Source organism: Candidatus Neomarinimicrobiota bacterium (assembly GCA_036476315.1).
Classification (GTDB): domain Bacteria; phylum Fidelibacterota; class Marinisomatia; order Marinisomatales; family S15-B10; genus JAZGBI01.
This window is the reverse complement of sequence record JAZGBI010000089.1, coordinates 1-26,355: the sequence shown is the minus strand read 5'-3', so window position 1 is coordinate 26,355 and position 26,355 is coordinate 1. Positions and strand designations below refer to the sequence as shown.

Here is a 26,355-nt window from a genome sequence, read left to right as displayed (position 1 = left end):
CCAACTCTCCAGTTCTCTGTTCCTCAATTATCAATAGTCAATAATCAATTCTTGTCATGACCCTCAAACTTTCTAATATCGGTCAGCTTGCAACATACAATTCCCGGTTGGATCGTGTGGAGAGATTGGAAAACGTGGAAATGATTCTGGAAGGGACCAAAATCGCCAGTATCGGGAAATCTCTTCCGTCTGCCCACGATGAAATCGATGTGTCAGGATGTCTGGTTACACCTGGGTTTGTCGACGCACACACTCACCCCGTGTTTGCCGAAACGCGAGAGCATGAGTTCGAAATGAGGGCTCTGGGTAAATCGTACAAGGATATCGCCGCCGCTGGAGGTGGGATAATCTCCAGTGTAAGAACACTGAAGGCGCTCGATGAGGGAGAGCTCTCAAGACGAGTCGAGGGTCGCATGTGGGATTTTCTTCGGTTAGGGACAACTACTCTCGAGGCAAAGAGTGGCTACGGTCTCTCCACTGAATCTGAATTGAAGTCTCTGAGGGTCTTGAAGAGAGTGTCAGAGAGCGTTCCTGTCGATATTGTCCCCACGTTTCTCGGAGCCCACGATTTTCCTCTGGAGTATTCGGACAACAGATCTGCATACGTGGATCTGGTCTGCCAGGAGATGATACCTGCGGTGGCGGATCAAGGCATTGCTGAATTCTGCGATGTGTTTTGTGAAAAGGGGTGGTTCAGTCTTGATGATTCCAGGCGCATCCTCACGGTCGGTGTGGAATACGGACTGAAACCTCGTCTCCACGCCGATGAGTTTGAAGATTCAGGTGCCGCATCCTTGGCAGCGGAAATGAATGCCTCTTCGGCGGACCATTTGATGTGCGTGTCTCATGATGCGATCGCTCTTATGGCACGGCACGGTGTGGTGGCGACACTGCTTCCGGGTACCACATTCTTTCTGGGGAGAACACGCTATGCCCCGGCGAGAAAATTTCTGGATGCTGGAGTCGAAGTGGCTCTGGCGTCAGATTTCAATCCAGGGAGCTCCATGATTCAATCGATGGGGTTTGTTTTGAGCCTGGCCTGTCTTTATCTGGGAATGAGTGTGGACGAGGCACTGCGGGCGGCAACTTATGGCGCGGCAAAATCTGTCGGCAGAGAAAAGGTGATTGGTTCCCTGGAACCGGGAAAACAAGCCGATCTCATCGTCTGGACCGTGAGGAATCTTGCTGAAGTTCCTTACCATGTGGATGGGAACCGTTTGTACCGAATTATTAAGAAGGGAGTGCAGGTGGCAGGCCAACCGTCTCCGGGAAGGGAAAATTGATTGGACAAATGAGGATCGGAAACGTAAATTAACTGAGACCCGTCACCATCTCATATTCATGAGATTACGCCCTTTATCCGTTTGTTGCCTTGTTGTGCTCACGGCTTCGCCGTCGCTGGCCAATAGCGAGTATTTTGCAATGGTCAGGCAAACGGCGAGGGTCTACCGGGTTGCGGTGATGATGGACCAGATGAATTTTGTCGCAGACGGCAAGGGTGGGCAGACCTTTCACATTGATCTTAAGAGCAACAGAAATAACTTTGAGATGGTTTTACTTGTGGGCTACATCGCAGCGGGGGAAGCGATGAAGACCGGGGTGAAACCCAGTGAAATCCACGTCACCGTTGAAGTACCTCTTGGAGAGGGATACCGACTGATGACCAGGGCAAAAATAGACGATGTGGAACGACTCCTTGATGGGGAGGTAAACGCGGCTCAATTCGCAAGATTGATTGAGTATTTGTAAAGGAAGGGAGGAGTGAATATATGGATCCATTTGGTGTTCAATCAACATTATGGAGCTATCTCAGAGCCATTGGTTGGGCTGTGGTTGCTTCTATCGGTTTCGCCATCGGCGTCGCCATCGCTATCAAGGTTTTCGATTGGTTCTCCACCGATATCGATGAATGGGAGGAGATAAAGAAGGGCAACTGGAGTGTGGCCATCATTTTCGTCTCTCTTATCGTAATGATCGGCCTGCTCGTTTATAAGGTCATCTGAATCCTCTTCACACCTCCCCCTTCAATGAGCAGTCATATGCCTGCTTAATCTCTCTCGTGGGCGGTCAGTTGTTTATCCAGACGGGATTTGTGTAACAGACGAATTCCTCACCCTCTGAGTTGACGCTCCGCAGTTCGGTGCGAACATACCCCCGCAGATTCCGCGCGCTAAATTGAGTCGATGATTCTGCCGACTGAACTTCTTCTCTGAACGCCTCAGCGCAGATTGTTTTCTCTTCTCTTCGATCAAAATCGCCAAATTTTACTTCCATCCATTTGAGCCTCCCATATTCCCGGGAAGATCTTGAACTAACGGAAATCTCCATATTATTACCGTTAATGGACCCACCCAATGTAACAGATGAAGACAAATTGCTCACCTTTAGTAGTGCAAGAGGACCGTTGGAAACAACACACTTGCCCCTTCGCAGGGTGGAGATTATTGATGCGATAGACGGTTCTTCGGGCAAATGGAGTCCCGTGCGGCACTTCCCAAGGACTTTGGAGTGGTGTTGCCAGAGAGACAACATGGGACGTTTCACCTGGAGAAAACGGTTAAAGTTTCCGTGAGCGTCATTCCCGGCGTAAATGAATCTCTTTTCTCCCGCGAGGAGGAGTCGGGACCACTCCACTAACCCGTCTTCGAATTCCCTGTTGAAATCACCGTTCAGAATCTGCATACCGGCTATTCCCTCGAGTCTCAGATCACCAGATTCCCACTGGCCTCTCTTGAGCAAGAGACTTTCCAGCCGGGATGATCTCCACTTCGGATGGGCAGCGATGGCGAGGGAATCATCCTTGAGACGGTCGGTGGCGCCTCGAATGGATAGTTCTGATCGTGTTCGAAGCCACCGTTCGGCCCCATCGCCCGATCCGGGAATAAGTTCCGGGTGATTCAAAACAAGCAGGTGGACGTTTTTTTTTCTGTTGCTGCCGACGGACACCTCTTCACCGGGGATAAGAACGGGCACTCCCTTTCGGTTGAGATTCTTCACCTCGGTGAGTAGCTGTTTCCATTTCGTCAGTTCGGGATCGTGTTCGGTCCAGGAACCTGGCTTATCGTCCAGATCGTAGGAATGATCCGTGATGGCAACAAACCCAAGTCCTGACGCTGCGGCTGCCTTCTGAATCGCATCGATTGGTGCCCCAAACTCCACGAAGTCGTCCGTCATCCACGAGTGGCAGTGGAGATCCCCCCAGACCCATCCGTCCGAGGCGCCGGGCAAGAGGGAAGAAGAGAGGCGCGTTACGAATGGTATCTTTGACGCGGGTGAGTTGTCATTGACGCAGGTCCTTTCTCTACCTGAGATGGCATACCGGAACGTGACTTCCGTCATACAAATCCCGGCCATTCCCTGAACGTTCACCTGGATAATTTCATGCCACCACCTCTGGGAGATCCCCAAGTTTTTCTTGAGGAAGATCTGTTTACGTTTTCCCCTCTCGTCTCTTATGTCCACTTCCACTGATTGGAGATGGATCGGAAACCTGTGGGAATCCTTGATGAGAATGAGGATAGGCAGTTCTGCTCCTGGATCCAGTCGGTGGGGCGTGTCCGCAATGATTTCAGGTTCTTTCAAGTAATAGCGGCTGAAAGGGAAATATGGGAAGCGGTAATGAAGTTCCGCATAGAGGACGGGCACGAATAGCGACGCGAGGCACGCGGCCAGTGGGAGTTCCGAAACGACTGTTTGGATGGGAAATGACATCTCGATTCCCGGTGAAAACCTCTTGAGGGAAGTTCACGAGATTTGAGGTCGAAACAAAGAATTGTTTATCCATACCCCCCATTGTAAATTGATTTACTGAGGCATTATAGCCTCAATCATCTGATGGCGACAACGGCTGATATCAGGAACGGAATGGTGATTGACCACAGGGGTCGGCGAATGAAGATTGTTTCCTTTCTTCATGTCAAGCCGGGTAAAGGTGGGGCATTCGTTCGGACCAAGCTGAAAAACGTGGTGTCCGGACAGGTGATCGACATCACTTTTCGGTCGGGCGAAAAGATTAACCCCGTTCGACTCGATTCGAAGAAAATGCAGTATCTGTATGCCCAGAGCGGATCTTTTGTTTTCATGGATCTGGACACATATGAGCAGGTGACGGTTCCGGGGGAAGTCGTCGGAGATGACGCTCAGTATATCAAGGAGGGGATGACGGTAGTGGTGAATTCTGTCGAGGGCGAAGTCTTAGACATTGAACCTCCCCTCTTTGCCGAGTTGCAAGTCAGTGAAACTGAGCCGGGCGTTCGCGGAAACAGGGCCACGGGCGGTTTCAAGTCCGCCGTGCTGGAGACCGGCTTAAGGATAAGCGTACCTCTTTTCGTGGACGAGGGAGATGTTTTGAAAGTAGATACACGGACGGGGGACTACGTTGAGCGTGTAACTTGAGATGTGGCAGAACCGGCTGAAAAGAATCATAGACATGCTTGAGTCGAGAAATGTCAATGAGATAGAGGTGAGCTTCTGGGGCCGCAGGTTTCGTGTGTCGAAAGGCAACCCATGGGGCGGAAAAGCGGAAGCCAACCCGGGCCCCCTTTCGATCCCTGCCCATCAGACAGAGGCGGAAGAAGGGATGGCCGTCGAAGATTCGATTTCCCAGGAGACGGATGAAGGGAATGGAGTCGAGGTTCGGGCACCCATGGTGGGCACATTTTACCGGGCTCCCTCTCCCGAATCGGCCCCTTACGTCAATGTCGGTAGTCATGTTGGCTCGGGTCAAGCGCTCTGCATTATAGAGGCCATGAAGATCATGAATGAGATTGAATCGGAGATAACGGGCCGCGTGGCCAAAATTCTGGTGGAGAACACCCAAGCGGTGGAGTATGGTCAACTGCTTTTCCTCATTGAGCCAGATTAGATTTCCCTGTTTAGGTCGTCACCTTTTCCAATTCTGTTCTCTTTCGTACCATTGATTCAGTACGATTCGGACCGAGAAGTGCTTCCTTTCCAGAGCGAATCCCATTCTGACAGATGATCAAAAAAATACTTGTTGCGAACAGAGGGGAGATCGCTCTTCGAATTATCCGGGCATGCCATGAACTGGGAATCTCAACCGTTGCGGTCTATTCTCAGTCAGACGAACTTTCCCTTCACGTACGCTTTGCCGATGAAGCAGTCTGCATCGGACCCCCTCACAGCCGGGACAGCTACTTGAACATTCCGAGAATCGTGAGCGCAGCCGAGATAACGGACAGCGATTCCATCCATCCGGGCTACGGGTTCTTAGCAGAGAACGCCGATTTTGCCGAGATTTGTGAGGACAACGGCTTCATTTTTGTGGGTCCTCCCTCGGAGATCATCAGGGCCATGGGAGACAAGGCGATGGCCAAAGGGACGATGAAGGCTGCGAATGTTCCTATCATTCCGGGAAGCAACGGCGTGATTCCAAACCTGAGTGAAGCCCGTTCAGCCGCAGAGGAAATCGGTTATCCCGTGATTTTGAAGGCATCTGCAGGAGGCGGGGGGCGTGGTATGAGAACGGTCCATGGAGAGACGGACCTCGAAAGGGCCTTCGACACCGCGAGAACCGAAGCCGAGAATGCCTTCAGCAACGGCGATCTCTATCTCGAGAAGCTCGTGGAAAAGCCCCGACACGTGGAGATTCAGATTCTGGCCGATGCTCATGGCAACGTTGTGCACCTGGGGGAGCGGGAATGTTCCATCCAACGTCGTCACCAGAAATTGGTGGAGGAATCTCCATCACCAGCCGTCAACGATGAGCTCAGGAGAGAGATGGGAGAAACCGCCGTGCGCGGGGCAAAGTCGATCAATTACGAGGGCCTGGGTACCGTCGAATTCCTTTTGGATGAAAAGAGAAAAGAGTTCTACTTTATGGAGATGAATACACGTATCCAGGTGGAGCACCCGGTAACGGAAATGGTTGTCAGCAAGGACCTGGTGAAGATGCAGATTGAGATTGCGGCCGGGGAAACGTTTCCAGAATACATGAAATCCATGAAGCTGCGGGGTCATGCCATCGAGTGTCGTATCAATGCTGAGGATCCGGAGAACGGTTTCATGCCTTCTCCGAAGCTTATCGAGAGTTTCCATGTTCCGGGAGGAAACGGAGTTCGAGTGGATACTCACGTATACGCTGGCTATACCATCCCTAGCTACTACGATTCGCTTATCGCAAAGCTCATTGTCCATGCCCATGACCGGTCCTCCGCCATAAACCGGATGCAAAGAGCACTTGAGGAGACGATCATCGAGGGACCAAAAACGACCATCCCCTTCCACCGCGCAATTATGCGAAACAAGGATTTTCGGGATGGCAATATCGATACCGGCTTCCTCGACAATTTCGCGTTTCTTCCGGAAGCGTGATACCCATTGACCCGAAGACACAGGAGGAAGGATGAATACTCCTGACAGCTTGCTTTATACAAAGAACCATGAATGGGTATTAATCGAAGACAACGTTGCGACGGTAGGTATCACGGACTTCGCCCAGGGTGAGCTGGGCGATATAATCTATCTTGAGTTGCCGGATTCCGGCGCAACCGTGGTGAAGGATGATCCCTTCGGTACCATAGAGGCGGTGAAAACAGTGGCCGATCTATTCGCCCCCGTCCCGGGGACCATTGTCGAGGTAAATGAGTCTCTTGATAAAAGTCCGGAAAAGGTAAACAAGGAGCCCTACGGCGAGGGGTGGATCATAAAGATTGAGATGTCCGATCCCTCTGAACTGGAAAACCTGATGAATGCGGATGAGTACGACAAAATCATCCAGTAAGCCCAATCAGTTTGTGCCTTACACCTCTGATCTCGAGGAGGAATTGCTCCGGGAAATGGGACTGAATTCCTTCGGTGACCTGATACAGGTGATCCCACGGGATTTGAGACTCGACGGAGGCCTTCCTCTGCCCCGGGGTAAATCGGAACCTGACATCGTGCGCGAAATGAAGTTCACTGCAGGAAGAAACTCCACATCAGAACAGCTCATCTCCTTTCTGGGTGGTGGTTCCTACGACCATTTTGTTCCGGAAGCGGTGTCTTATCTGAGCTCCCGGGCCGAGTTTTCCACGTCGTACACCCCCTACCAGGCGGAGGTCAGTCAGGGAACGCTGCAGGCCATCTATGAATACCAGACTATGATTTGCGAAATCACGGCAATGGAGGTGGCCAACGCGTCCCTTTACGATGGCGCTTCGGCCGTGGCGGAGGCGTGTCTCCTTGCCCGGCGAGTGAACGGCAGACCGGTGGTTCTCGTGAGTGATGGACTGTACAGCGAATACCGAATGGTTTTGGAGACATACACAAGGTATTCCCCCCTCAAGGTGGAGTCAATTCCCCTGAACAGCGGTGTCACCGACATGGATTGGCTCAGAGACCGCAACGACGATGACGTCTCGGCGGTCGTGATTCAATCCCCTAACCGGCTTGGCTTGATGGAATCATGGCGTGAGGCAGGCAGAATCGTCTCCGGTCTCCCAGCCCTTTTCGTGGCCGTGGGTGATCCCATTTCGTTCGGAATGTTCGCTCCCCCTGGGGAGTGCGGGGCAGACGTTTACGCGGGCGAAGGGCAGGGTCTGGGGTCGTATGTGTCCTTCGGTGGTCCGTATCTTGGACTCCTGGCCACTCGCATGGAATATGTTCGAAAAGTCCCGGGGCGGCTCGTTGGGGAGGCAAAAGATATTGAAGGAAAGCCCGGTTTTGTGCTCGCCCTTCAAACGCGAGAACAGCATATAAGGCGTGATCGGGCGACGTCGAATATCTGTACGAATCAGGGTCTCGTTGCACTCAAGGCGGCAATCTATCTGGCCCTTCTCGGAAAGGAAGGTTTCAAGAAAGTTGCCAACCTCTGCTTTCAGAAAAGCCACTACGCATCCCGCAAGATACTCGAGATTCCCGGCTTTTCACTACCCTACGGCGACCGCTTTTTCCAGGAATTTGTTGTAAAATGCCCTGTTCCCGTTGAAACTCTCCTGGCGGAGGGCCTCAGAAAGGGATTATTGGTCGGCACTCCCGTGAAGGACGACTCGCATTTACTCATGATCGCGGTAACGGAACAGCGATCGAAAGAAGATATCGATTCACTCGTATCATTTCTGAAGGGGAACAAATGAAGGGTTCGGCGTTTGAGTATTTGTTGAATGTCAGGTCTCAAAGAGGAGCAGGATATCTTGTTCTTATCGACCCTGACCGGAAGAACGATGGTATTCTTGAGGACTTGGTCACTACGGTGAATGAGAGCGAAGCCGACGCGATTCTTATGGGTGGGAGTCTTTTCATGGACGGACGGTTTCAGGAAAGGGCAGCCAAAGTCAGGGAGACTGCGAGGGTTCCCGTCATTCTCTTTCCGGGAGCAGCAAACCAGCTGGGACCCCACTGCGATGCGGTGCTTTTCATGTCGGTCATCAGTGGGAGAAATCCAAACTACCTTATCGGCGAACAGGTGATTGCAGCCCCCATCGTGAAGGACCTTGGACTGGAACCGATTCCCACCGGATATCTGTTATTCGATGGTGGGGGAAACTCAACGGTGGAGTTCATGAGCAATTCGAAACCTCTCCCCCTGAACCGGCCTGACATAGCGATCGCTCACGGACTTGCGGCTGAATATCTGGGTATGAAGCTGTTGTACCTGGAGGCCGGCAGCGGGGCCCGGCAAAGCGTTCCGGAGAAGACGATAAGGTCAGTGGCGTCAGAGGTGAGTCTTCCCCTGATCGTGGGCGGGGGCATCCGCACGGGACAGGAGGCCAGAAGCAAGGTGAAGGCGGGTGCCAGCTTTATTGTGACGGGTACAGCTATCGAAGATCCCAACAGATTGGACTTGCTCAATGAATTCGCGGATGCCATTCATGGAAACTGACGGAAAGACGACGCTTCACGCGGTGAGGAGACAGTTGGCCGAGGCCGCCGAAATCATGGAACAGATGAAGGGGTCATGCGGCGACGATATCGTTGTGGCAGCCCGGATGATCACTGACACCGTGAAGAACGGGGGAAAAGTCCTCTGGTGCGGCAACGGAGGCAGCGCCGCACAGGCCCAGCATCTGTCTACCGAGCTGGTGGGTGGCTTGAGAGACCACCGGCGGCCTCCCATCGCCTCCGTGTCACTCACGACCGATTCATCGTTGCTGACGGCCTGGTCTAACGACCTCTCTTTTGAAACTGTTTTTTCCCGTCAGGTAGAGGCTCTGGGGAGAAGGGGAGATATTCTTCTGGCCATCTCCACAAGCGGCAATTCATCCAATATCCTTAAGGCTGTTGAAACGGCCAGAACCATCGGAATTGGGATAATCATTTTGACTGGAAGGGAAGGGGGAAAACTCAAAGACAGGGGTGATCTTGTTATTCACATTCCATCGTCAGATACTCAACGTATACAGGAAGGCCACATTGCCGCCGGACACATCATCTGCGAACTCGTGGAACGCGCTTTCATGAGGTCAACCTGATCCGGTGACGCGATCACATCTGGCGGAGTTTCTCATCTCTGTCCGTGTCGAACGCAATCTCTCACCTAACACCATTGAAGCCTATGAGCACGACATTTCTCGATATTTGACCTTTCTTGATGAGAGGGAGGGGATTTCATCATCAGACGACGTCAAGCCCCGGCATGTTCGAGAGTACTTGAGGAATCTCTCTGACCTGCCTCTCGTACCCAGCAGCATCCGAAGGAATCTGTCCGCGGTGAGAACCTACCACCAGTTTCTCGTGGAAGAAGGATTCTCGTCCACCGATCCCTCCGAGCTTCTTGAAGCGCCAAGACTTCCGAAAAAACTGCCAACCGTGTTGACCGTTGAAGAAGTGGAGAAACTTCTTCAGGTGATTGATCACAGACATGACTTGGGAAAACGTGACAGAGCAATGCTGGAGCTCTTGTACTCCGCCGGCCTCCGGGTATCAGAGCTGGTAACTCTTACCATGATGAGTCTGCTGGCAAACCGGGGTTGGGTTAGAGTTTTTGGAAAAGGTTCTAAGGAGCGGGTCATTCCTCTCGGTAGTCATGCCTCAACATGGCTCGAGACATACATGAATGAGGCCCGTCCAACTCTTTCGAAGAGGGGAAAACGAACGGACGTGCTGTTCCTGAATCACCGTGGTGACCCCATATCAAGAAAAGGTGTGTGGAAGATTGTACGACAGGCTGGGAAGGCAGCTGGAATAAGAAAACCCGTAAGCCCCCATACACTTCGCCATTCGTTCGCCACGCACCTTCTTGAAGGAGGTGCGAACTTGAGGGCTGTACAGGAAATGTTGGGTCATGCGGATATCAGTACCACGCAGATCTATACGCATCTTGACAAAAGTTATCTCAAAGAAGTCCACCGGACCTACCATCCACGATGGTGAACATGAATCAACTCATCCTCCTTGTTCCTCCCATACTCATTGCCCTGACCTTTCACGAGTACGCCCATGCATGGGTCGCCTTCCGCCTGGGGGATCCAACGGCAAAAATGGCAGGAAGACTCTCGCTCAACCCCCTTTCTCATCTCGATCCCATTGGGACCATCATGCTCTTTGTCGTCCATTTTGGATGGGCCAAACCGGTACCCATAGATCCCAGATACTTCAAAGATCCGAAGCGTGACATGCTATGGGTGGCTCTCGCGGGGCCCGGCGCGAATATGGCACTGGCGTTCCTGTCGGGTATTCTCCTGAATGCCCTGGTCAGATCGGGATCAATTCAGGGGTTGGGCGGTGCCCCTTTTGTGAATATGCTTGTTTTCAGTCTCCAGATTAACCTTGCTCTGGCAGTCTTCAACCTTCTTCCTATCCCACCCCTTGATGGTTCGAAAATAGTCAGAGGCTTGTTGCCGAACCGTTATGAAGCCATGGCCTGGCGACTGGAGCAATACGGACCCTGGATACTCATGGGAATTATTTTTCTTGGCTTCGCGACGGGATACTCCATATTCTGGATGTTTATCGGCCCTTTCGTTCACTTCTTTTCCTCCCTGTTCTCTTTCGGACTGCTGTGATGCCAGGAAGAATCCATATCAGACGGCTTCTGGAGAGGCGCAAGTCCAACCGCCCGCTCTGGTGGCTCACGGCTCTGATGGTGTTGGTCCTGTTTCTTCTCCGTTATTTCAGGAAACTGGCCGGTTAGAGAAAATGGAAGGGCTCGTTGAGTGCGTTCCGAATTTCAGTGAGGGCGGCGATCAATCTATTCTCGACGCTATCGCCCTCTCCATCCGTTCTGTGCCGGAAGTCGAATTACTGGACGTGGTTGCCGGGAGGGACACAAACCGTTCGGTCTTCACATTCGTTGGTTCCCGAGAAGGCGTCAAGGAAGGCGCTTTTCGGGCCATAGAGGCTGCATCCCGTCACATTGATATGACGCAGCATTCCGGCGTCCACCCGAGACTGGGTGCCACCGATGTCTGTCCGTTCATACCTCTTCGTGGCGTTACCATGGGAGATTGTGTCGAGATGGCAAGGGAACTGGGACAGCGAGTAGCAGATGAGCTCTCGATTCCTGTCTTTCTCTATGGATTCGCCGCATCTTCACTTGAGAGGAGTGACCTTGCGACCATCCGCAGAGGAGAGTATGAAAAACTGGAGGGAAAGCTCCGGGACCCCGTTTGGGCTCCCGATTTTGGAAAACCTGACTTCAATGAGAGAAGCGGGGCCACTGTCATAGGCGCGCGCAAGCTTCTCATTGCCTATAACGTGAACCTGGATAGCGCTCAGAAGACGGTGGCCCACGACATCGCCCTGCGGGTGCGGGAAAAAGGAAGGCTGAAGCACGATTCTGATGGCGAATTGATTACCGTCCCCGGTCGTCTGAAAGAGTGCAAAGCAATGGGTTGGGTAATAGATGAATACGGGAAGGCACAGGTGTCAATGAATTTGACAGATTACCATGTGACACCCCTTCACACCGCATTCGAAACGGTCAAAGACGAGGCCCGAAAGCGAGGGATTCAGGTAACGGGCAGCGAGTTGGTGGGACTTGTACCTCTCGAGGCAATGCTCATGAGCGGACGGTTCTACCTTGACCTTCAGAAGAAAAATCGAGCCGTTCCTGAGACGGAGCTCGTTCGCGTTGCTTCGGACACGCTTGGATTGCATGAGCTGTCCCCTTTCGATCCTTTGAAGAAAATCATTGACTACCGCGTAAGGGGAATGCGGCCATCGAACCGAATTGCCGAGATTGCCACATAAGAGGAATACAGTGGGCCACATCCGTATACTTCCTGATGAATTGAAGAACAAGATAGCGGCCGGTGAGGTCGTTGAACGCCCGGCATCCATCGCAAAGGAACTCATCGAAAACAGTATCGATGCCGGAGCGACTCAAATTGAGATTACCGTTGCAGGAGGAGGCAATGTGTCCGTCCAGGTGGTAGATAATGGCGATGGTCTTGACAGGGAAGACCTCGAGCTGGCTTTCAGTCGCTATGCCACCTCAAAGATAGTCAATTTTGAGGATCTTCGCCGGATCGACACTCTTGGCTTCCGAGGTGAGGCGCTGGCGAGCATAGCTTCCGTGGCCAAAGTAAGAACCATTTCGACGGCAGACGGGAGTGGGGAAGGTCATGAACTTGTCGTTACCGATGGTGTGCCTTCCGAACCGGTTCCCTTTCCTGCTCCTGGGGGTACCTCTGTTACGGTCAGTGATCTGTTTTTCTCCGTTCCTGCCCGCCGGAAGTTTCTAAAGAGTCCCCAGGTGGAATTCAGGCATATCGTTCGGACTGTAAGGCGATTTGCCCTCAGTTACCCTCAAATCGCCTTCCGGCTCATGTCTGACAAGAAAGAGATCATGGATTTACAGTCAGAGAACCTGGAAGAAAGGATCGGGAAAGTTTTCGACCCCACCTACCGCAAGAGCATTCTCCCTGTTCAGTTTGAAAAGGAACCGTTCAGGGTGCACGGATTTGTTGGAAACCTTAACCTCGTTCGAAAGCGAAGAGGAGAGCAATTCCTTTTTCTGAATGGACGATATATTGTCAATCCCCTGATGAATTCCGCCGTTTATTCTGCTTACAGGTCACTGATTTCCCGGGGTGAATTCCCCTTTTTCGTGCTCCATCTGGATGTTCCTCGTGATCAGGTGGATGTTAATGTTCATCCCGTCAAGATCGAAGTGCGGTTCAGGGACGAATGGCGCATTTACCACGTGTTGAAAACGGCCGCCACTGAAGCAATTTCGGATATACTGAAGACCATACCGGACTTTTCACCCCGTGACATTCAGGCGTCTCAGCAGAGTGAACTGCGTTTGGAGAGATCCGGGGCGCAAGCTCGATCTTCATTTCAGATGGAACCTGTGGAGAGGGCCAAGGAATACATCAGGTCATTCTCGACCCGGAAAGCTGACGACGAGAGAGTGGGCCTTGAAAGTATCTGGCAGGTTCATAGAAAATACATCGTATCGGAGATCAAAAGCGGTCTGGTGATTATCGACCAACATGTGGCCCATGAAAGGGTTCTTTTTGAACAGGCTTTAAGGGCGATGGAAGGTTCGTCAATGTCAAGCCAGGTCCTCCTCTTTCCTGAGGTGGTGGAGTTGCCTCCCGATGATTATGCTGTTCTCATGGATCTACTTTCCTACCTGAACAAGATTGGTTTCAGGATGAAGGAATTCGGGAAGAACACGGTTCTCATTGAGGCCGTGCCTTCCGAGATGGGATGGGGGAACGAGAAAAAGATACTCAAGGAGATCATCGACGATTATCGCGGGCACCACAAAGAATACAATTCTCACCGGGAGGGATTGGCCGCGTCGTTTTCATGCCGGGCTGCGGTTAAGGCGGGAGATCGTCTGACTGTTGAGGAGATGCAAACACTTATCGATCGTCTCTTTGCAACCGAACATCCTTATTACTGTCCCCATGGACGTCCCATCATCGTGAATCTGAGTCTCGATGAACTGGACCGGCGTTTTGAGCGGTCCTGATTCCAATCGTTTGAAGGTTATCGTCATTGTGGGACCTACCGCCGTTGGAAAAAGTGCGGTGGCCGTTGAGGTGGCGAAAGAGCTGGGGGGTGAGATCGTTGCCCTTGATTCCCGGCAGGTCTACGAGGGGATGACCGTGGGTACGGCCCAACCCACTGAACTGGAGCGCCAGGAGATTCCCCACCATCTTTACGGAATCATGCGGCCGGATCACCCCATTTCTGCCGGGGAATACGCTCGGACAGCTGAGGCTTGCATCGGGGAAATCCTGGGAAGGGGAAACCAACCCGTCATTTGTGGGGGAAGCGGCCTCTACTATCGAGCTCTGACTCAAGGACTATTTGAGGGAAGCGCTTCCGATCTTGCCGTCCGCAAGAGACTCCAAAGTGAGCTGAAGGAAATAGGATCCGCTGCGCTTCTGAAAAGGCTTCGCAAGATTGACCCTCAATATGCTAAGATCACCCATCCCAATAATCACAAGCGGTTGCTGCGGGCCATGGAAATATATGAAATGACCGGAGTTTCGGCGTCAGAACACTTTCGACGCCAGGAGAGAAAATCCTCCCCGTATCACTATTTTTCGGCATATCTGAAGGTGTCCGCGAAGGTTCTCGAAACCCGGATCAGAAACAGGATCGAAAAGATGCTCCAGGACGGGTGGATTGATGAAGTGAAGCGGCTCCGGGCCCGTCGATATACGCGTGACGTGCATCCCATGGACAGCCTTGGATACGGTCAGATAGCGGCCTTTCTGAAGAACAAGATTCACTATGATGAGATGCTGAACCGGATTCATATTGAAACACGCCAGTATGCCAAAAAGCAGTTGACATGGTTCGACAAGGAGGCTGTGGATCTTTGCCTGGGTGAGACCATAGTTACCGGAAGTGACACTCGCGAGCTTGCCCAGATGATCACACTGGCATATCAAAAGGATTTGATGGAAACAGGCTAAGCCGTATATTTATTCAGGAAAAATGTCCTTTAAACCATTCCCGCGAGAAGGTAAGGGCATGAGAGTGATCCTCCTCTCTGGGAGGATTTTTTCTATTTTGGGACTCTTAAGGATAAGGCACAGGCTAAGACGAAGGATGGGGAAGGAAAACAGAGAGTCTGAATTGTCATTAAGCAGTCTACGTCGTACTTCGTTCACTAGGAACTTGGCCACTGCCTCAGCCTTAGCCTCAGCCTGAATCTCATGTCTGCAGTAGCCAAAGCTCAGGTTCTCGACGAAGAGGGGATCGACAGGTCTCTGATGCGTGTGGCCCACGAGATTGCTGATCTGTACGGTTCGTGTGAGGATGTTGCGCTCATCGGGATTCGCACGCGGGGAGAATTCATCGCAACCCGTCTCGCTTCGAAGCTGAGAGAGATTTCGGGACGGAAAATCCCCGTGGGCTTCCTCGACGTCACATTCTATCGCGACGATTTCCGCGAGCGCCTCATTCAACCTCAGATAAAAGGGACCGATATCCCATTCTCCATCGATGGCATGTCATTGATTTTGGCTGATGACGTTCTCTTTACAGGCCGAACCATCAGGGCCGCCCTGTCGGAAATCATGGATTTCGGCCGGGCCGCAAGAGTATCGGTTGCCGTCCTTGTGGACCGAGGTCATCGTGAGATGCCGATCAAGGCCGATTTTGTAGGAAAAAACATCCCAACCGCTGACAACGAGCATGTGCTGGTTCGCATGAATGAAGTTGACGGCCGGGATGAGGTATACCTGGTGGAATACAAGTAGCGAACCATGGGGTTTCTGAAGAACAGGCACTTGCTGGGTCTGGCGGACGTGTCCGCTGAGGAGACGGCCACAATCCTGGAAACGGCGTTCTCTTTTCGGGAGGTGCTCGATCGGCCCATCCGAAAGGTCCCTACCCTCCAGGGAAAAACTGTGGTGAATCTCTTCTTTGAATCCTCCACGCGCACGAGAATCTCGTTTGAGCTGGCTCAGAAGCGATTATCGGCAGATACGGTGAACTTTTCGTCCGACACAAGCAGTCTCATGAAAGGTGAAAGTTTCAAGGATACGGCTCAAAACATCGAAGCCATGAAAGTTGACTGCATTGTAATCAGGCATCCCGTCCCGGGTGCCCCTGTTCATCTGACCAGGTACGTGAAGGCCGTCGTAATCAACGCGGGTGACGGAACTCACGAGCACCCCACCCAGGCCCTCCTCGATATGATGACTCTCCAGGAAAAGTTTGGTGAAATCAAGGGACTGAATGTCGCCATCATCGGTGATATTGCCCACAGCCGCGTTGCCCGGTCGAACATTATCGGTCTTAACAGGATGGGTGCAAGTGTGACTTTGTGTGGACCGCCCACGCTGATGCCTCTGGGCATCGAAGAGCTTGGTGTGAGGATAGACTACGACCTGGATCAGGTTCTGGATTGGGCCGACGCCATCAATGTCTTGAGAATCCAGAGGGAAAGGCATGGGGTCTGTTTTATCCCTTCTATCAGGGAATACCGTGATCTTTTCGGGATCACGAGGGAGCGTCTCGGGCGTCTGGACAAACAGGTGACTATTATGCATCCGGGTCCCATGAATCGGGGTGTTGAAATCGACAGCGATGTGGCGGACAGCGATAACGCAATCATTCTTGATCAGGTCCTCAACGGCGTCGCGGTGAGGATGTCGATTCTCTACCTGCTTTTGGGCGACCAGCCCGGGTAAGAAGGAATGCAGTCACGACCACTGCCCCGGTTATACCTCATCAGAAATGCCAACATCATTGATCCGGTCAGAGAGAAGGAGTTCGGGGGAGAAATCTTCCTGAAGAATGGGAGAATAGTTGAGATTGGAAAAAAAGTCCAGGTGGAGGAATCTTCCGGAAAAGTGGAAGAGGTGGACGCGGAGGGGAGATACGTCACGCACGGCTTCTGCGACATCCACGCCCACTTCCGTGAGCCAGGCAGGGAGGACAAGGAGACCCTGGTGTCTGGTTCCAGGGCAGCGCTGGGAGGCGGTTTCACCACTGTCTGCGTCATGCCCAACACGGATCCACCCCTTGACACTCCCGAGTTGATACGGTTCATCGTTGAAAAGGCGGCGGATCTTCCTGTCAACATCCATCCGATAGGTGCCGTTACTCGAAACCAGGATGGAGAGGAGTTGACCGAGATGGCCGCCATGGTGCGTGAAGGAGCGGTAGCGTTTTCAGATGACGGGATTCCACTGAAGGATGGTGGTGTTGTTCGACGAGCCCTCGAGTACACTACTTCCCTGGGGGTACCGATCATCAATCACTCTGAGGATCCGCAGCTCAAGGGTGAGGGTCAGATGAACGAGGGGGTGTGGTCAACCAGACTCGGCCTTGCGGGTATCCCGGGAGTGAGTGAATCGGCCATGGTTAGTCGCGACGTTCAACTGGCCGAGTTCACCGGAGGAAGGCTCCATGTCCCCCACGTCACCACGCGCGAATCGGCAGAGTGGATCCGGTGGGCAAAGGAAAGGCAGTTGAAGGTGACAGCCGAGGTGGCTCCTCATCATCTCTATTTCACGGACGCTGATTTATCCACTTATGACACCAACCTGAAAGTGGCTCCCCCAATACGCTCCGAAGCGGACCGCCAGGCGCTGATCGAATGTTTGAGGGACGGAACAGTTGATTGTCTTGCCACTGACCATTCGCCCCACACGGTAGAAGAAAAGGAGGCTCCCTTCGATTGGGCGCCCTGTGGAATGATCGGACTTGAAAGCGCGTTCGGGGCGATCTGGAAAGTACTGAGTGGAGCCTCTTTCAGTCTCATTGAAATGGTTCAAAAAATCACGATAAATCCAAGATCCCTGTTCGGATTCGAAACGGATCTGTTCCGAAAAGGAACTCCGGCGGAGCTTGTTTTCTTCGATCCGGAAAAGGAGTGGACATTCTCCCGTGAGCAGATCCAATCGAAGTCAAGGAATTCTCCCTTTTTGGGAAAAGGCATGAGAGGGAAGGTCCTGCAGGTCATTGCCAGAGGAATGATTCACGATCTGCCTCCGGCAGGGTCCCTTTAGACTTCGAGACCGACGTGAGTTAAACGGAAAATCGGCGGAAATCTCTTGTTTGAAAATTCGGAGAAGACTAATTTGCGCTGCTATAATCGAATTGAGAAATCGTGAAGACCTTCTCCATAAAGCAGTCAGAAATCGAGAAAGATTGGTATGTCGCTGATGCCGAGGGTCAGACGTTGGGCCGTTTCGCCAGCAGAATCGCTCAAATTTTGAGAGGTAAGCACAAACCGACGTTCACTCCTCATATGGACATGGGGGACTTTGTTATTGTTGTCAACGCGGAGAAAATCCGCGTTTCCGGAAACAAGGCTAAACAGAAGAAATATTTTTCGCATTCGGGTTATCCCGGAGGTACAAAGTTTAAGGATCTACCCACACTTCTATCGACGCATCCCGAGAGAATCATTGTACAGGCAGTAAAGGGAATGCTACCTCACAACCGTATCGGTCGCGCCATGGTTCGGCATCTTAAGGTTTACCCCGGACCCGAGCATCCTCACGCTGCTCAGCAACCGATGGTTTTGGAGTTCTAAGCTCTGGCGACGAAAGCATCACATTTGGTCGTAGGAAGACGGAAATCTTCGGTAGCCAGGGTTCGAGTAGTCCCCGGCACCGGAAAGATTGTGGTCAACCGGGTTAATTACGAAGATTACTTCGGTCGCGTCAGTCAGAGGCAGTTGCTCAAGGAACCGGTGGACCTTCTCGAGGTGGGAGAGGAGTACGACATACTTGCCAACGTGAGAGGGGGCGGATTGACAGGGCAGGCGGGCGCGATACGCCACGGAATTGCCCGGGCACTGGTTCGTCTGAATCCTGACTACAAATCGAAATTGAAGAAGGCGGGTCTATTGACGAGGGACGCTCGCGTGAAGGAGAGAAAGAAATACGGTCTCAAAGGTGCGAGACGTGCGTTCCAGTTTTCAAAGCGATGACGACTGGAGAACCTGTTTTGGATATTACGTTTGACGATCTGCTGAGCACCGGAGCCCATTTCGGGCATCTGACGAGCAGATGGCACCCCAGTTTTCAACCCTTTATTCTCATGACGAAGAGCGGCATTCATATCATCAATCTTGACGAAACCATCAAGGGTTTGCAGAAAGCGGTCAATTTTGTGACAGAGGTCATTGAAGGAGGTGGAGAAATTCTCTTTGTGGGGACCAAGAAGAATGCCAAAGACATTGTTCAGCAGGAGGCGGATAAGTGCGGCATGTTCTATGTTGTGGAACGATGGCTTGGTGGCACATTGACAAATTTTTCCACGATCCGGAAGAGTATCAAGCGTCTGCAGCTTCTCGAAAAGGAATCGAGTCCTCTATATGAGAACGCAACGAAGAAAGAGATTCTGGCCCTGGAACGCGAAATGATTCGACTCCAGGATCTTCACCGCGGCATCAAAGACATGAAACGTCTTCCCGATGCGATTTTCCTGGTGGACGCAAAGCACGAAACGATCGGCGTGAAAGAAGCTCATCGTCTGAACATTCCAGTGGTGGCGATCGTTGACTCCAACACAGATCCTAATCTGGTCGATTATCCCATTCCAGCCAATGATGATTCCATTCGAGCCGTGAAACTGATTGTGAGTGAAATCGCCAAGGCAATCTGTCGCGCCAAGTCAACGCCATATCCCGGTGACAAAACGGTGATGGCCGAAGGTGATGAAGAAGTCGTCGAGAGTGCTGAAGAACCGGTTGAGGAAGAGGTCTCTGAATCCGAGAAAAAGAACAGCTGAACCAGACCCATCATCACTAGCTGCGTAGAGGCATTCCCGGAAGATAAAGAGGTGGAATCTGGAAAATGAACATTAGCGCAGATGTCGTTAAATCACTGAGAGAGATCACAGGTGCCGGAGTCATGGACTGCAAGGAGGCACTCGTTGAAGCCAAGGGTGACATGGATAAGGCGGTGGATATCCTGCGCAAGAAAGGAATCGCCGAGGCCAAAAAGAAGGCGGGACGTACAGCTGATCAGGGTATTGTCCTCTCCTACATCCACCCAGGGAATCGGATCGGTGTCCTGGTGAAAGTAAATTGCGAGACCGATTTCGTGGCCAAAACGGAAGGATTTCACCGTTTTGTAAAAGACGTTGCCATGCAGATTGCGGCCGCGGATCCCATTGCGCTTCAAAGAGAGCACGTCGACCAGGAAGTTCTTGACCGGGAGAAGGAGATTTACACTGAGCAGGCAAAATCAATGGGAAAGCCGGACAGTGTTGCCGAAAAGATTATCGACGGCCGCCTTGAAAAATTCTTTCAGGAAAACTGTCTGCTCGAACAACCGTTTATTAAGGATCACGACAAATCTGTGCAGGACATTCTCTCCGAGACCATTGCCTCACTAGGTGAAAATATCACCATCTCACGTTTTGCCCGTTTTGAAGTGGGCGAACCTTCATCTAACGGCCAGGGATAGACCCATATACTCTTAATGCCGGAACCCGCATACGGGAGGATCTTGCTCAAGCTCAGCGGTGAAATCCTCGCCGGAAAGAAGGGTTTTGGTGTGGATCCGCTCAAGGCTTCCGCCATTGCGGAAGAGGTAAACTCTGTCAGAGAGATGGGCGTTGAAGTGGGTCTCGTCATTGGCGGTGGCAACATTATCCGGGGGGAGAGGGCCGAATTGCGGGGTATGGATCGAGTTTCAGCGGACTATCTTGGGATGCTGGCAACGATCATCAACGCCATAACGGTCCAGGATGCCCTCGAGAAGCAGGGTTGCGAAACCCGGACTCTGACCGCGATCTCCATTTCCCAGCTGGCTGAACCGTACATCAGGCGGCGGGCTCTGAGGCACCTCGAAAGGGGGAGAGTCATCATTGTTGCCGGAGGTACAGGAAATCCTTATTTTACGACGGATACAGCGGCCGTTTTGCGGGCTATTGAAATCGAAGCGGATGTTGTCTTGAAAGGGACGAAAGTTGACGGAGTTTTTGACAGAGATCCCGAGAAATTCAAGTCCGCAAAGCAGTTTAGCAAGCTTACTTTTGAAAAGGTTATTGAGAATGAGCTGAGAGTGATGGATTTGACTGCAGTCACCCTCTGCAAAGAAAACAACTTACCCATCGTCGTTTTCAATGTTAATGAGTCCGGCAACCTCAAGCGGGTTGTCTCAGGTGAAAAAATAGGCACACGAGTCGAGAAAAGTTGACGTCGACTAAGGAGTACCAGGAAGATGCAAGGCAGCGGATGGATTCTGCGGTGGAACACTGTCAAAACGAGCTTATTCACATCCGCACAGGCAGGGCTACGCCCGCACTCCTGGACGGTGTGAAGGTTCCTTACTATGAAGCTCCCACTCCGCTGAGATCGCTGGCAAACGTAACGGTTCAGGAGGCGCGGCTCCTCCTGGTTCAGCCTTTTGACACGAACATCATATACGATATTGAAAAGTCCATCTTGGCGGCGGATCTCGGACTTAATCCGACTAACGATGGAACGGTGATCAGGATTCCCATCCCACCGCTTACAGAAGAACGCCGCCATGAACTCGCGAAGCATGTCCACAATATTGTGGAAGAGGGGCGGATCGCTATCAGGAATGTGCGTAAAGATGTGAATAACGGTCTCCGAGAAATGGAGCGATCACACGAGATTTCAGAGGATCAAGGGCGTCTCGCTCATGAAAAGGTTCAGAAGCTCACGGATGAATACATTGAGGAATTGAACCGGTTATCTGCCGCGAAAGAAAAGGAGATTCTCGAAGACTAAAAGTCGCCCCTCCTCGCCTCGCAAAACAGCACCCGCTACACCTTCCCACCTCTCTTTCGACCAATGCAACCATCTGTTCATTTTCTAGTCTGAAGATGGTCAACCCGGAGTATTTCCCGCTGAGATGGATGGCCCACCTTCTCATCCCGCTGTATCCGTTGGTGAATCGCTTTGCGGTTAACATGAAGTCCCGGAATTCCTTCCACATCATTCTTCCCCAGATTTCTCCCTTTGATCCGGGCAGTCAAGGGAGACGGATCCTCAGAATCATGGCGGATATATGGTGGTTATAAAGAATCCCCGAATCAGGGATCTATTTTGAGGAGGGCGCGGTATTACCGGGCTACGCTTCAGTCACACTTGGAGAAACCACAACTGGGGCAGGTGACACACCCATTCTCATGGAACATGGTGCTCCCGCAATCGGGACAGGTTGTCATGGTTCTGGGATTATGATCGGCGTTGACCTCAGAAGAGGAAGAATCATCGGCAAGGAGGAACCGCATTCCTCGCTTTTCCCTCGCGGAAGAACTGTTACCGCTTACCTCTCTCAGATAGTCTTCCAGGGCCCTCCCGATTGCATCGGGTGTTGAAAGGATGAGCTCACCATTCTCCCATGTGGGATGAGGACCACTGATACCTTTGAGCTGTTTGACAATATCTCTCGCATTGATTCCCGATCTGAGACCCAGGGAAATCAGTCTACTGATTGCCTCGGATTGGGCAGCAGCGTTTCCCCCAGCCTTTCCAATGGTCGTGAAAACTTCACAAAGGCCCTTTTCGTCCTTGTTGATGGTAATGTAGAGTGAACCTTCCCCTGTTCGAATGCGTTTGGTTACACCGTTGGTCTCACCCGGCCGAACTCTCGGTCTGAGATCGGGCGTGAGGGTCCTATTCTTGGCCGAAGCTTCTGGTTTCTCTTCCACCTTTGCCTCCGTGGTCACCACGCTCTTCTCCGGGGGACTCTGTTCTTTCTCTTTCGCTTTTCCCTCTTCCGTAATCAGGATTCCTTCGCGGGTGTTCTCTCTGTAGACGGTAATCCCCTTTAGGCCGGAACGATAGGCCATCAGGTAAATATCGGCCACGGTTTCCTTGGGCACGTCCGCTCCCAGATTCACCGTGGAACTGATGGAGGTGTCGATATATTTCTGAATCACTCCCTGCATCTTAACGCGGAAATAAGGATCGATTTCGTGGGCGGTAACAATATAGTCGGGGAGATCATCGTCGTTGCCGAACAGCGTTCTGATGATCGGATGATAAACCTTGAATTCTTTGAATTCGTTCCCATATCCTGAGTTCTGTTTGACACGCCTGTAGTAGGACGTCTGGAAGATGGGTTCAATTCCCGAAGTGACCCGTGACACAATGGCTCCGCTGCCTGTTGGAGGAACTGTGAGCAGTGTGGAATTCCGGACCCCATGATTTTCAATACCCTGCCTCATTTCCTCCGGTAGGAACTGGACAAACTTACTTTTGGAGTACCCTTCCCACTCAAAACCGGGGAACGATCCCTTTTCCTGGGCAAGCTGTATTGAAGTGTTATAGGCCGTATTTCTCATTATTTCACAGACGCGCTTGGCGACGTCCAGAGCTTTGTCTGAATCATAGGAAATTCCCATCCTGACAAACATGTCTCCAAGGCCCAGGATGCCAAGACCTACGCGCCGGTCCTTCATGGCATTTTCCTTCTGCACGGATAGGGCGTGGCGATGCATATTGTAGTCTACGACATCGTCCATGAATCGTGTGGCCACCGCGACCGTCTCCTCGAATTCCTGTTCCATGAAGCTGCCCTTTTCATCCACAAGGCGTTCAAGGTTGATGGATCCAAGATTGCAGCAACCACCGTCGGGAAGGGGTTGTTCGGCGCAGGGATTGGTGGAGACGAGAGGACTGCAGTATTCGGCGTTATGGTAATCTTTGATAGTGTCCCAGAAAATGATTCCCGGCTCCGCGCTGGTGTGAGCGGCGGAAATGATTTTATCCCACAGGTCCCGGGCTTTCACCGTTTTGTAGGTTCTGCCGCCCCATTTCAGGTCGAAGTCCACGTCATTCTCCACGGCATGCATGAATTCATGTGTCAGCAAGACAGACACGTTGGAGTACCTGACCATGGAGGAATCTTGCTTTATCTTTATGAACTTGAAGATATCGGGGTGATCCACTCTCAATGTTTGCATATTGGCGCCACGGCGTCCGTGCTGTGCAATGGTGTTCGTGTTCTCACTGAAGAGATTCATGAATCCCGTGGGTCCGCAGGACTCTCCTCCCGTGCTCTCAATGGGTGATCCTCCCGGCCGGAGAATGGATAAGTCATGGCCGCAGCCGCCCCCGTACTTGTAGGTGAGTGCTTCTTCTTGAACGGCCTCATAGATACTTTCTATGGAATCTTTCCGGATGGCCACGACATAGCAGTTGTTCAGTGTCGTGGTAATGTCATCTCTTCCGGCTCCATGCATGATTCGGCCGCCCGGTACGAATCGAAAATCCTCAAGAATCGAGAAGAATCTCTGATACCACGACTCCTCATCCTTTTCATCTTCAACGGATGCAATCGCCTTTGCGATCCGTTTCCACATGTCATAGGGTCCTTTCTCCCACGGCGCAAGATACTTATTTTGAAGAACCTCTTTTCCGAGATCGTCACCCTTGTAGTATTCTTCAATGGTATATTCTTTGGGAGTGGATTCTCCCAGAACCTCAGGTAGATCAGAGGTAGGTCCTTTCTTGTCCCGTTCCGAACTTGAGGGAATTCTGATTTTCCTGAGGGCTTCTTCCGAGGGTTTTCCTGAGGAGTCGGGAATAGGAAACTCAAACTGCAGTGCTTCAGCCATATCTGACCCCACTTCTGTCTTAATTGAAAAGGTTGCTGGTAGATGAAGATAACAATCGAACCGACATCCCGCAAGCCAGCGTTTCGAAATATAGATTTCGCCGTGACCAGTGTCAAGCGCTAATGGTCCCATTTTCCACGTTTTTCTTTTTGGCCCGGTGTCAAATTATCTTTTTCGATCCCTGGTCACTCATTCTAAATTCTCCATTCCTCCTCCGCAGGAGTTCCTACGGAACAATATTCCACCACTCCACTCCTCAAATTCTTCGCTACTCCATTCCTCCAATTCTCCGCTACTCCATTCCTCCTCCGCAGGAGTTCCTACGGAACAATTCTCCGCCACTCCACTCCTCCTCCGCAGGAGTTCCTACGGAACAATTCTCTGCTACTCCATTCCTCCTCCGCAGGAGTTCCTACGGAACAATTCTCCATTTCTCCATTTCGTCTCTTTCCATTTTTCACTTAAATTTGCGGCACGACTCGCGCCCGTGATGTAATGGTAACATTCGAGCTTCCCAAGCTGGCCATGTGGGTTCGATTCCCATCGGGCGCTCAACCGTTCTTGACTTCTGATCAATTCCTGATTACACTTTATTGTTTCTTTTGATTCCGTTGTCTGTCAGAGGGATCTTCCTATGCGTAAGTCGGTTGTAGCCATTGTCGGTCGCCCCAATGTGGGAAAGTCGACTCTCTTTAATCGTTTGATCGGGAGGCAGCACGCTATCGTTCACGAGCAAGAGGGCGTGACGCGGGATCGTATTTACGGGGAGGTGGAATGGGCGGGGCGAATGTTTACTCTCATTGACACCGGGGGTTACCTGCCCGAAAAAGTGGATGTCATGGAAGAGGCTGTTCGGCGGCAGGTCGAATTCGCCATAGATGAAGCAGAGGTTCTCCTCTTCATAGTTGATGGGCGGGAGGGCGTTTCGCCGGTTGACAAATCTCTCGCCGGCATTTTGCGTGAATCCGGGAAGAAGCATATCACGGCGGTAAACAAGATTGATAATGACAAGCAAGAGGTTTTGAGACATGAGTTTTCCTCTCTCGGGCTAGATCCCATTACCACAATCTCGGCTTTGGGAGGAAGAAAGATTGGAGATCTCCTGGATATGATTGTGGGTTCCATGGGAGCCCCGATGAAGCCTCGGGAAAAGGAAACGGAAAAGGAGATTCGTATCGCGATTGTGGGCATGCCTAATGTGGGAAAATCTTCCATAGCCAATGCCCTGCTGGGTTATGAGAAGTACATAGTCACGGAAATACCGGGAACCACGAGAGACTCAGCCGATTCGAGGCTCAGGTATCACAATCAAACTTATGTTCTGGTTGACACCGCCGGCCTTCGGAAGAAGGCAAGGGTCAAAGAGAATCTGGAATACTACAGCGCCCTGAGATCCCACAGGGCTGTTGACGACTCCGAGGTGGTGCTGGTCATTCTTGACGCGCCAAAGGGATTTGGCCGGCAGGATCAGCAGATCGTTCGTGAAGTCATTGAAAAAGGTAAAGGATTGATCCTGTTGGTGAACAAATGGGATTTGGTGCAGAAAGAAACCAATACATACATGGAGTATGCGAAATCAGTCAATCGACTCTTCAAGGCGACGGAGGACTATCCAATCCTATTTGTTTCAGCCATGACAAAGCAGAGGATTTCCAAGATTCTGCCGGAATGCAAGAATGTTTTCGATCGCTGTCACCAGTGGGTTTCCACGGGCAAGTTAAATGGAATAGTAAAAGAAGCGACGGACCGATACCAGCCTCCGGCGGAAAGGGGGAAGAACATTCGAATAAAGTACACTACTCAGACCGGTGAAGCCCCCCCAAGATTTTCATTTTTCTGCAACTTCCCCCAATTGTTTTCCGCCTCGTACAGGAACTACCTTGAGAATCAGCTTCGATCGCAAATCGACATGAAGGGCACTCCCATTCGATTGGTGTTCAAGAA

The 26,355-nt window shown here is 51.7% G+C and carries 28 protein-coding genes and 1 tRNA gene; 27 read left to right on the top strand and 2 right to left on the bottom strand.

The window, feature by feature from the left end; genetic code table 11:
* Positions 1-56 precede the first annotated feature (56 nt).
* The 3 genes from hutI (at position 57) to V3U24_09010 (ending at position 2,003) form a co-directional block, all read left to right on the top strand.
* A complete protein-coding gene (gene hutI, locus V3U24_09020) occupies positions 57-1,283 on the top strand; it encodes an imidazolonepropionase (protein MEE9167580.1) in 1,227 nt (408 codons plus the stop codon).
* Between the two features lie 139 nt (positions 1,284-1,422).
* On the top strand, positions 1,423-1,749 hold the full coding sequence (locus V3U24_09015; GenBank protein ID MEE9167579.1) for a hypothetical protein: 327 nt from the start codon (positions 1,423-1,425) through the stop codon (positions 1,747-1,749).
* A 20-nt stretch (positions 1,750-1,769) separates the two neighbouring features.
* On the top strand, positions 1,770-2,003 hold the full coding sequence (locus tag V3U24_09010; GenBank protein ID MEE9167578.1) for a DUF350 domain-containing protein: 234 nt from the start codon (positions 1,770-1,772) through the stop codon (positions 2,001-2,003).
* A 64-nt stretch (positions 2,004-2,067) separates the two neighbouring features.
* On the opposite strand, the gene V3U24_09005 is transcribed toward V3U24_09010, so the two are convergent.
* The gene (locus V3U24_09005) at positions 2,068-3,711 is read right to left on the bottom strand and encodes a CehA/McbA family metallohydrolase (protein MEE9167577.1); all 1,644 of its coding nucleotides are present in this window, start codon (positions 3,709-3,711) and stop codon (positions 2,068-2,070) included.
* Positions 3,712-3,834: 123 nt separating this feature from the next.
* Between V3U24_09005 and efp the strand changes: the two genes are divergently transcribed.
* From efp to frr, 22 genes are all read left to right on the top strand, one after another.
* Positions 3,835-4,395, top strand: a complete 561-nt coding sequence (gene efp / locus V3U24_09000; protein MEE9167576.1) for an elongation factor P — start codon at positions 3,835-3,837, stop codon at positions 4,393-4,395.
* A gap of 1 nt (position 4,396) precedes the next feature.
* Positions 4,397-4,864, top strand: coding sequence for an acetyl-CoA carboxylase biotin carboxyl carrier protein (gene accB / locus V3U24_08995; protein ID MEE9167575.1), 468 nt, complete (start codon positions 4,397-4,399; stop codon positions 4,862-4,864).
* 113 nt (positions 4,865-4,977) lie between these two features.
* Positions 4,978-6,333 (top strand): acetyl-CoA carboxylase biotin carboxylase subunit, encoded by a 1,356-nt coding sequence (accC, locus tag V3U24_08990; GenBank protein MEE9167574.1) that lies wholly within the window; start codon positions 4,978-4,980, stop codon positions 6,331-6,333.
* A 31-nt stretch (positions 6,334-6,364) separates the two neighbouring features.
* Positions 6,365-6,742 (top strand): glycine cleavage system protein GcvH, encoded by a 378-nt coding sequence (gcvH, locus tag V3U24_08985; protein ID MEE9167573.1) that lies wholly within the window; start codon positions 6,365-6,367, stop codon positions 6,740-6,742.
* Entirely contained in the window at positions 6,717-8,075 is a 1,359-nt protein-coding gene (gcvPA, locus tag V3U24_08980; protein MEE9167572.1) for an aminomethyl-transferring glycine dehydrogenase subunit GcvPA, read from the top strand. Before gcvH ends, gcvPA begins: the two co-directional genes overlap by 26 nt.
* Complete coding sequence (locus V3U24_08975; GenBank protein ID MEE9167571.1) at positions 8,072-8,821, top strand: geranylgeranylglyceryl/heptaprenylglyceryl phosphate synthase; 750 nt, start codon at positions 8,072-8,074, stop codon at positions 8,819-8,821. Before gcvPA ends, V3U24_08975 begins: the two co-directional genes overlap by 4 nt.
* Complete coding sequence (locus V3U24_08970) at positions 8,811-9,410, top strand: SIS domain-containing protein (GenBank protein ID MEE9167570.1); 600 nt, start codon at positions 8,811-8,813, stop codon at positions 9,408-9,410. The genes V3U24_08975 and V3U24_08970 overlap by 11 nt, the downstream gene beginning before the upstream one ends.
* Before the next feature lie 4 nt (positions 9,411-9,414).
* A complete protein-coding gene (gene xerD / locus V3U24_08965; GenBank protein MEE9167569.1) occupies positions 9,415-10,311 on the top strand; it encodes a site-specific tyrosine recombinase XerD in 897 nt (298 codons plus the stop codon).
* 2 nt (positions 10,312-10,313) lie between these two features.
* Positions 10,314-10,943 carry a site-2 protease family protein gene (locus V3U24_08960; protein ID MEE9167568.1) on the top strand — a complete coding sequence of 210 codons (630 nt, stop codon included), beginning with the start codon at positions 10,314-10,316 and terminating at the stop codon, positions 10,941-10,943.
* Entirely contained in the window at positions 10,943-11,071 is a 129-nt protein-coding gene (locus V3U24_08955) for a hypothetical protein (GenBank protein ID MEE9167567.1), read from the top strand. Before V3U24_08960 ends, V3U24_08955 begins: the two co-directional genes overlap by 1 nt.
* A gap of 5 nt (positions 11,072-11,076) precedes the next feature.
* Positions 11,077-12,129, top strand: coding sequence for a glutamate formimidoyltransferase (gene ftcD / locus V3U24_08950; GenBank protein MEE9167566.1), 1,053 nt, complete (start codon positions 11,077-11,079; stop codon positions 12,127-12,129).
* 10 nt (positions 12,130-12,139) lie between these two features.
* The gene (gene mutL / locus V3U24_08945) at positions 12,140-13,864 is read left to right on the top strand and encodes a DNA mismatch repair endonuclease MutL (GenBank protein ID MEE9167565.1); all 1,725 of its coding nucleotides are present in this window, start codon (positions 12,140-12,142) and stop codon (positions 13,862-13,864) included.
* Positions 13,833-14,819, top strand: coding sequence for a tRNA (adenosine(37)-N6)-dimethylallyltransferase MiaA (miaA, locus tag V3U24_08940; GenBank protein ID MEE9167564.1), 987 nt, complete (start codon positions 13,833-13,835; stop codon positions 14,817-14,819). The genes mutL and miaA overlap by 32 nt, the downstream gene beginning before the upstream one ends.
* Before the next feature lie 243 nt (positions 14,820-15,062).
* The gene (gene pyrR / locus V3U24_08935; protein ID MEE9167563.1) at positions 15,063-15,608 is read left to right on the top strand and encodes a bifunctional pyr operon transcriptional regulator/uracil phosphoribosyltransferase PyrR; all 546 of its coding nucleotides are present in this window, start codon (positions 15,063-15,065) and stop codon (positions 15,606-15,608) included.
* A 6-nt stretch (positions 15,609-15,614) separates the two neighbouring features.
* Complete coding sequence (locus tag V3U24_08930) at positions 15,615-16,544, top strand: aspartate carbamoyltransferase catalytic subunit (GenBank protein MEE9167562.1); 930 nt, start codon at positions 15,615-15,617, stop codon at positions 16,542-16,544.
* Between the two features lie 6 nt (positions 16,545-16,550).
* Positions 16,551-17,867 carry a dihydroorotase gene (locus V3U24_08925; protein MEE9167561.1) on the top strand — a complete coding sequence of 439 codons (1,317 nt, stop codon included), beginning with the start codon at positions 16,551-16,553 and terminating at the stop codon, positions 17,865-17,867.
* A gap of 101 nt (positions 17,868-17,968) precedes the next feature.
* A complete protein-coding gene (gene rplM / locus V3U24_08920) occupies positions 17,969-18,397 on the top strand; it encodes a 50S ribosomal protein L13 (protein ID MEE9167560.1) in 429 nt (142 codons plus the stop codon).
* Positions 18,398-18,421: 24 nt separating this feature from the next.
* Positions 18,422-18,796, top strand: coding sequence for a 30S ribosomal protein S9 (gene rpsI, locus V3U24_08915; GenBank protein ID MEE9167559.1), 375 nt, complete (start codon positions 18,422-18,424; stop codon positions 18,794-18,796).
* 17 nt (positions 18,797-18,813) lie between these two features.
* Positions 18,814-19,599 (top strand): 30S ribosomal protein S2, encoded by a 786-nt coding sequence (gene rpsB / locus V3U24_08910; GenBank protein MEE9167558.1) that lies wholly within the window; start codon positions 18,814-18,816, stop codon positions 19,597-19,599.
* A gap of 65 nt (positions 19,600-19,664) precedes the next feature.
* On the top strand, positions 19,665-20,279 hold the full coding sequence (gene tsf, locus V3U24_08905; protein MEE9167557.1) for a translation elongation factor Ts: 615 nt from the start codon (positions 19,665-19,667) through the stop codon (positions 20,277-20,279).
* Between the two features lie 15 nt (positions 20,280-20,294).
* Entirely contained in the window at positions 20,295-21,014 is a 720-nt protein-coding gene (gene pyrH / locus V3U24_08900) for a UMP kinase (GenBank protein MEE9167556.1), read from the top strand.
* Positions 21,011-21,574 carry a ribosome recycling factor gene (gene frr, locus V3U24_08895; GenBank protein ID MEE9167555.1) on the top strand — a complete coding sequence of 188 codons (564 nt, stop codon included), beginning with the start codon at positions 21,011-21,013 and terminating at the stop codon, positions 21,572-21,574. The genes pyrH and frr overlap by 4 nt, the downstream gene beginning before the upstream one ends.
* 350 nt (positions 21,575-21,924) lie before the next feature.
* On the opposite strand, the gene V3U24_08890 is transcribed toward frr, so the two are convergent.
* Positions 21,925-24,411 carry an adenosylcobalamin-dependent ribonucleoside-diphosphate reductase gene (locus V3U24_08890; GenBank protein MEE9167554.1) on the bottom strand — a complete coding sequence of 829 codons (2,487 nt, stop codon included), beginning with the start codon at positions 24,409-24,411 and terminating at the stop codon, positions 21,925-21,927.
* 481 nt (positions 24,412-24,892) lie between these two features.
* On the opposite strand from V3U24_08890, the gene V3U24_08885 reads away from it, so the two are divergent.
* Together V3U24_08885 and der are read left to right on the top strand one after the other, a co-directional pair.
* A tRNA-Gly gene (locus V3U24_08885) sits at positions 24,893-24,963 on the top strand.
* 82 nt (positions 24,964-25,045) lie between these two features.
* The coding region (der, locus tag V3U24_08880) for a ribosome biogenesis GTPase Der (GenBank protein ID MEE9167553.1) at positions 25,046-26,355 on the top strand (1,310 nt) is incomplete at its 3' end.

Coding starts and splice junctions, on each gene's coding strand:
- V3U24_08975 (MEE9167571.1), top strand. CDS start 8,072: ATGAAGGGTTCGGCGTTTGAGTATTTGTTGAATGTCAGGTCTCAAAGA.
- V3U24_08925 (MEE9167561.1), top strand. CDS start 16,551: ATGCAGTCACGACCACTGCCCCGGTTATACCTCATCAGAAATGCCAAC.
- ftcD (MEE9167566.1), top strand. CDS start 11,077: ATGGAAGGGCTCGTTGAGTGCGTTCCGAATTTCAGTGAGGGCGGCGAT.
- pyrH (MEE9167556.1), top strand. CDS start 20,295: ATGCCGGAACCCGCATACGGGAGGATCTTGCTCAAGCTCAGCGGTGAA.
- V3U24_08890 (MEE9167554.1), bottom strand. CDS start 24,411: ATGGCTGAAGCACTGCAGTTTGAGTTTCCTATTCCCGACTCCTCAGGA.
- V3U24_09010 (MEE9167578.1), top strand. CDS start 1,770: ATGGATCCATTTGGTGTTCAATCAACATTATGGAGCTATCTCAGAGCC.
- V3U24_08955 (MEE9167567.1), top strand. CDS start 10,943: ATGCCAGGAAGAATCCATATCAGACGGCTTCTGGAGAGGCGCAAGTCC.
- V3U24_08930 (MEE9167562.1), top strand. CDS start 15,615: ATGGGGTTTCTGAAGAACAGGCACTTGCTGGGTCTGGCGGACGTGTCC.
- tsf (MEE9167557.1), top strand. CDS start 19,665: ATGAACATTAGCGCAGATGTCGTTAAATCACTGAGAGAGATCACAGGT.
- hutI (MEE9167580.1), top strand. CDS start 57: ATGACCCTCAAACTTTCTAATATCGGTCAGCTTGCAACATACAATTCC.
- V3U24_08970 (MEE9167570.1), top strand. CDS start 8,811: ATGGAAACTGACGGAAAGACGACGCTTCACGCGGTGAGGAGACAGTTG.
- gcvH (MEE9167573.1), top strand. CDS start 6,365: ATGAATACTCCTGACAGCTTGCTTTATACAAAGAACCATGAATGGGTA.
- accB (MEE9167575.1), top strand. CDS start 4,397: ATGTGGCAGAACCGGCTGAAAAGAATCATAGACATGCTTGAGTCGAGA.
- V3U24_08960 (MEE9167568.1), top strand. CDS start 10,314: ATGAATCAACTCATCCTCCTTGTTCCTCCCATACTCATTGCCCTGACC.
- accC (MEE9167574.1), top strand. CDS start 4,978: ATGATCAAAAAAATACTTGTTGCGAACAGAGGGGAGATCGCTCTTCGA.
- V3U24_09005 (MEE9167577.1), bottom strand. CDS start 3,711: ATGTCATTTCCCATCCAAACAGTCGTTTCGGAACTCCCACTGGCCGCG.
- efp (MEE9167576.1), top strand. CDS start 3,835: ATGGCGACAACGGCTGATATCAGGAACGGAATGGTGATTGACCACAGG.
- miaA (MEE9167564.1), top strand. CDS start 13,833: ATGAACTGGACCGGCGTTTTGAGCGGTCCTGATTCCAATCGTTTGAAG.
- pyrR (MEE9167563.1), top strand. CDS start 15,063: ATGTCTGCAGTAGCCAAAGCTCAGGTTCTCGACGAAGAGGGGATCGAC.
- gcvPA (MEE9167572.1), top strand. CDS start 6,717: ATGAGTACGACAAAATCATCCAGTAAGCCCAATCAGTTTGTGCCTTAC.
- V3U24_09015 (MEE9167579.1), top strand. CDS start 1,423: ATGGTCAGGCAAACGGCGAGGGTCTACCGGGTTGCGGTGATGATGGAC.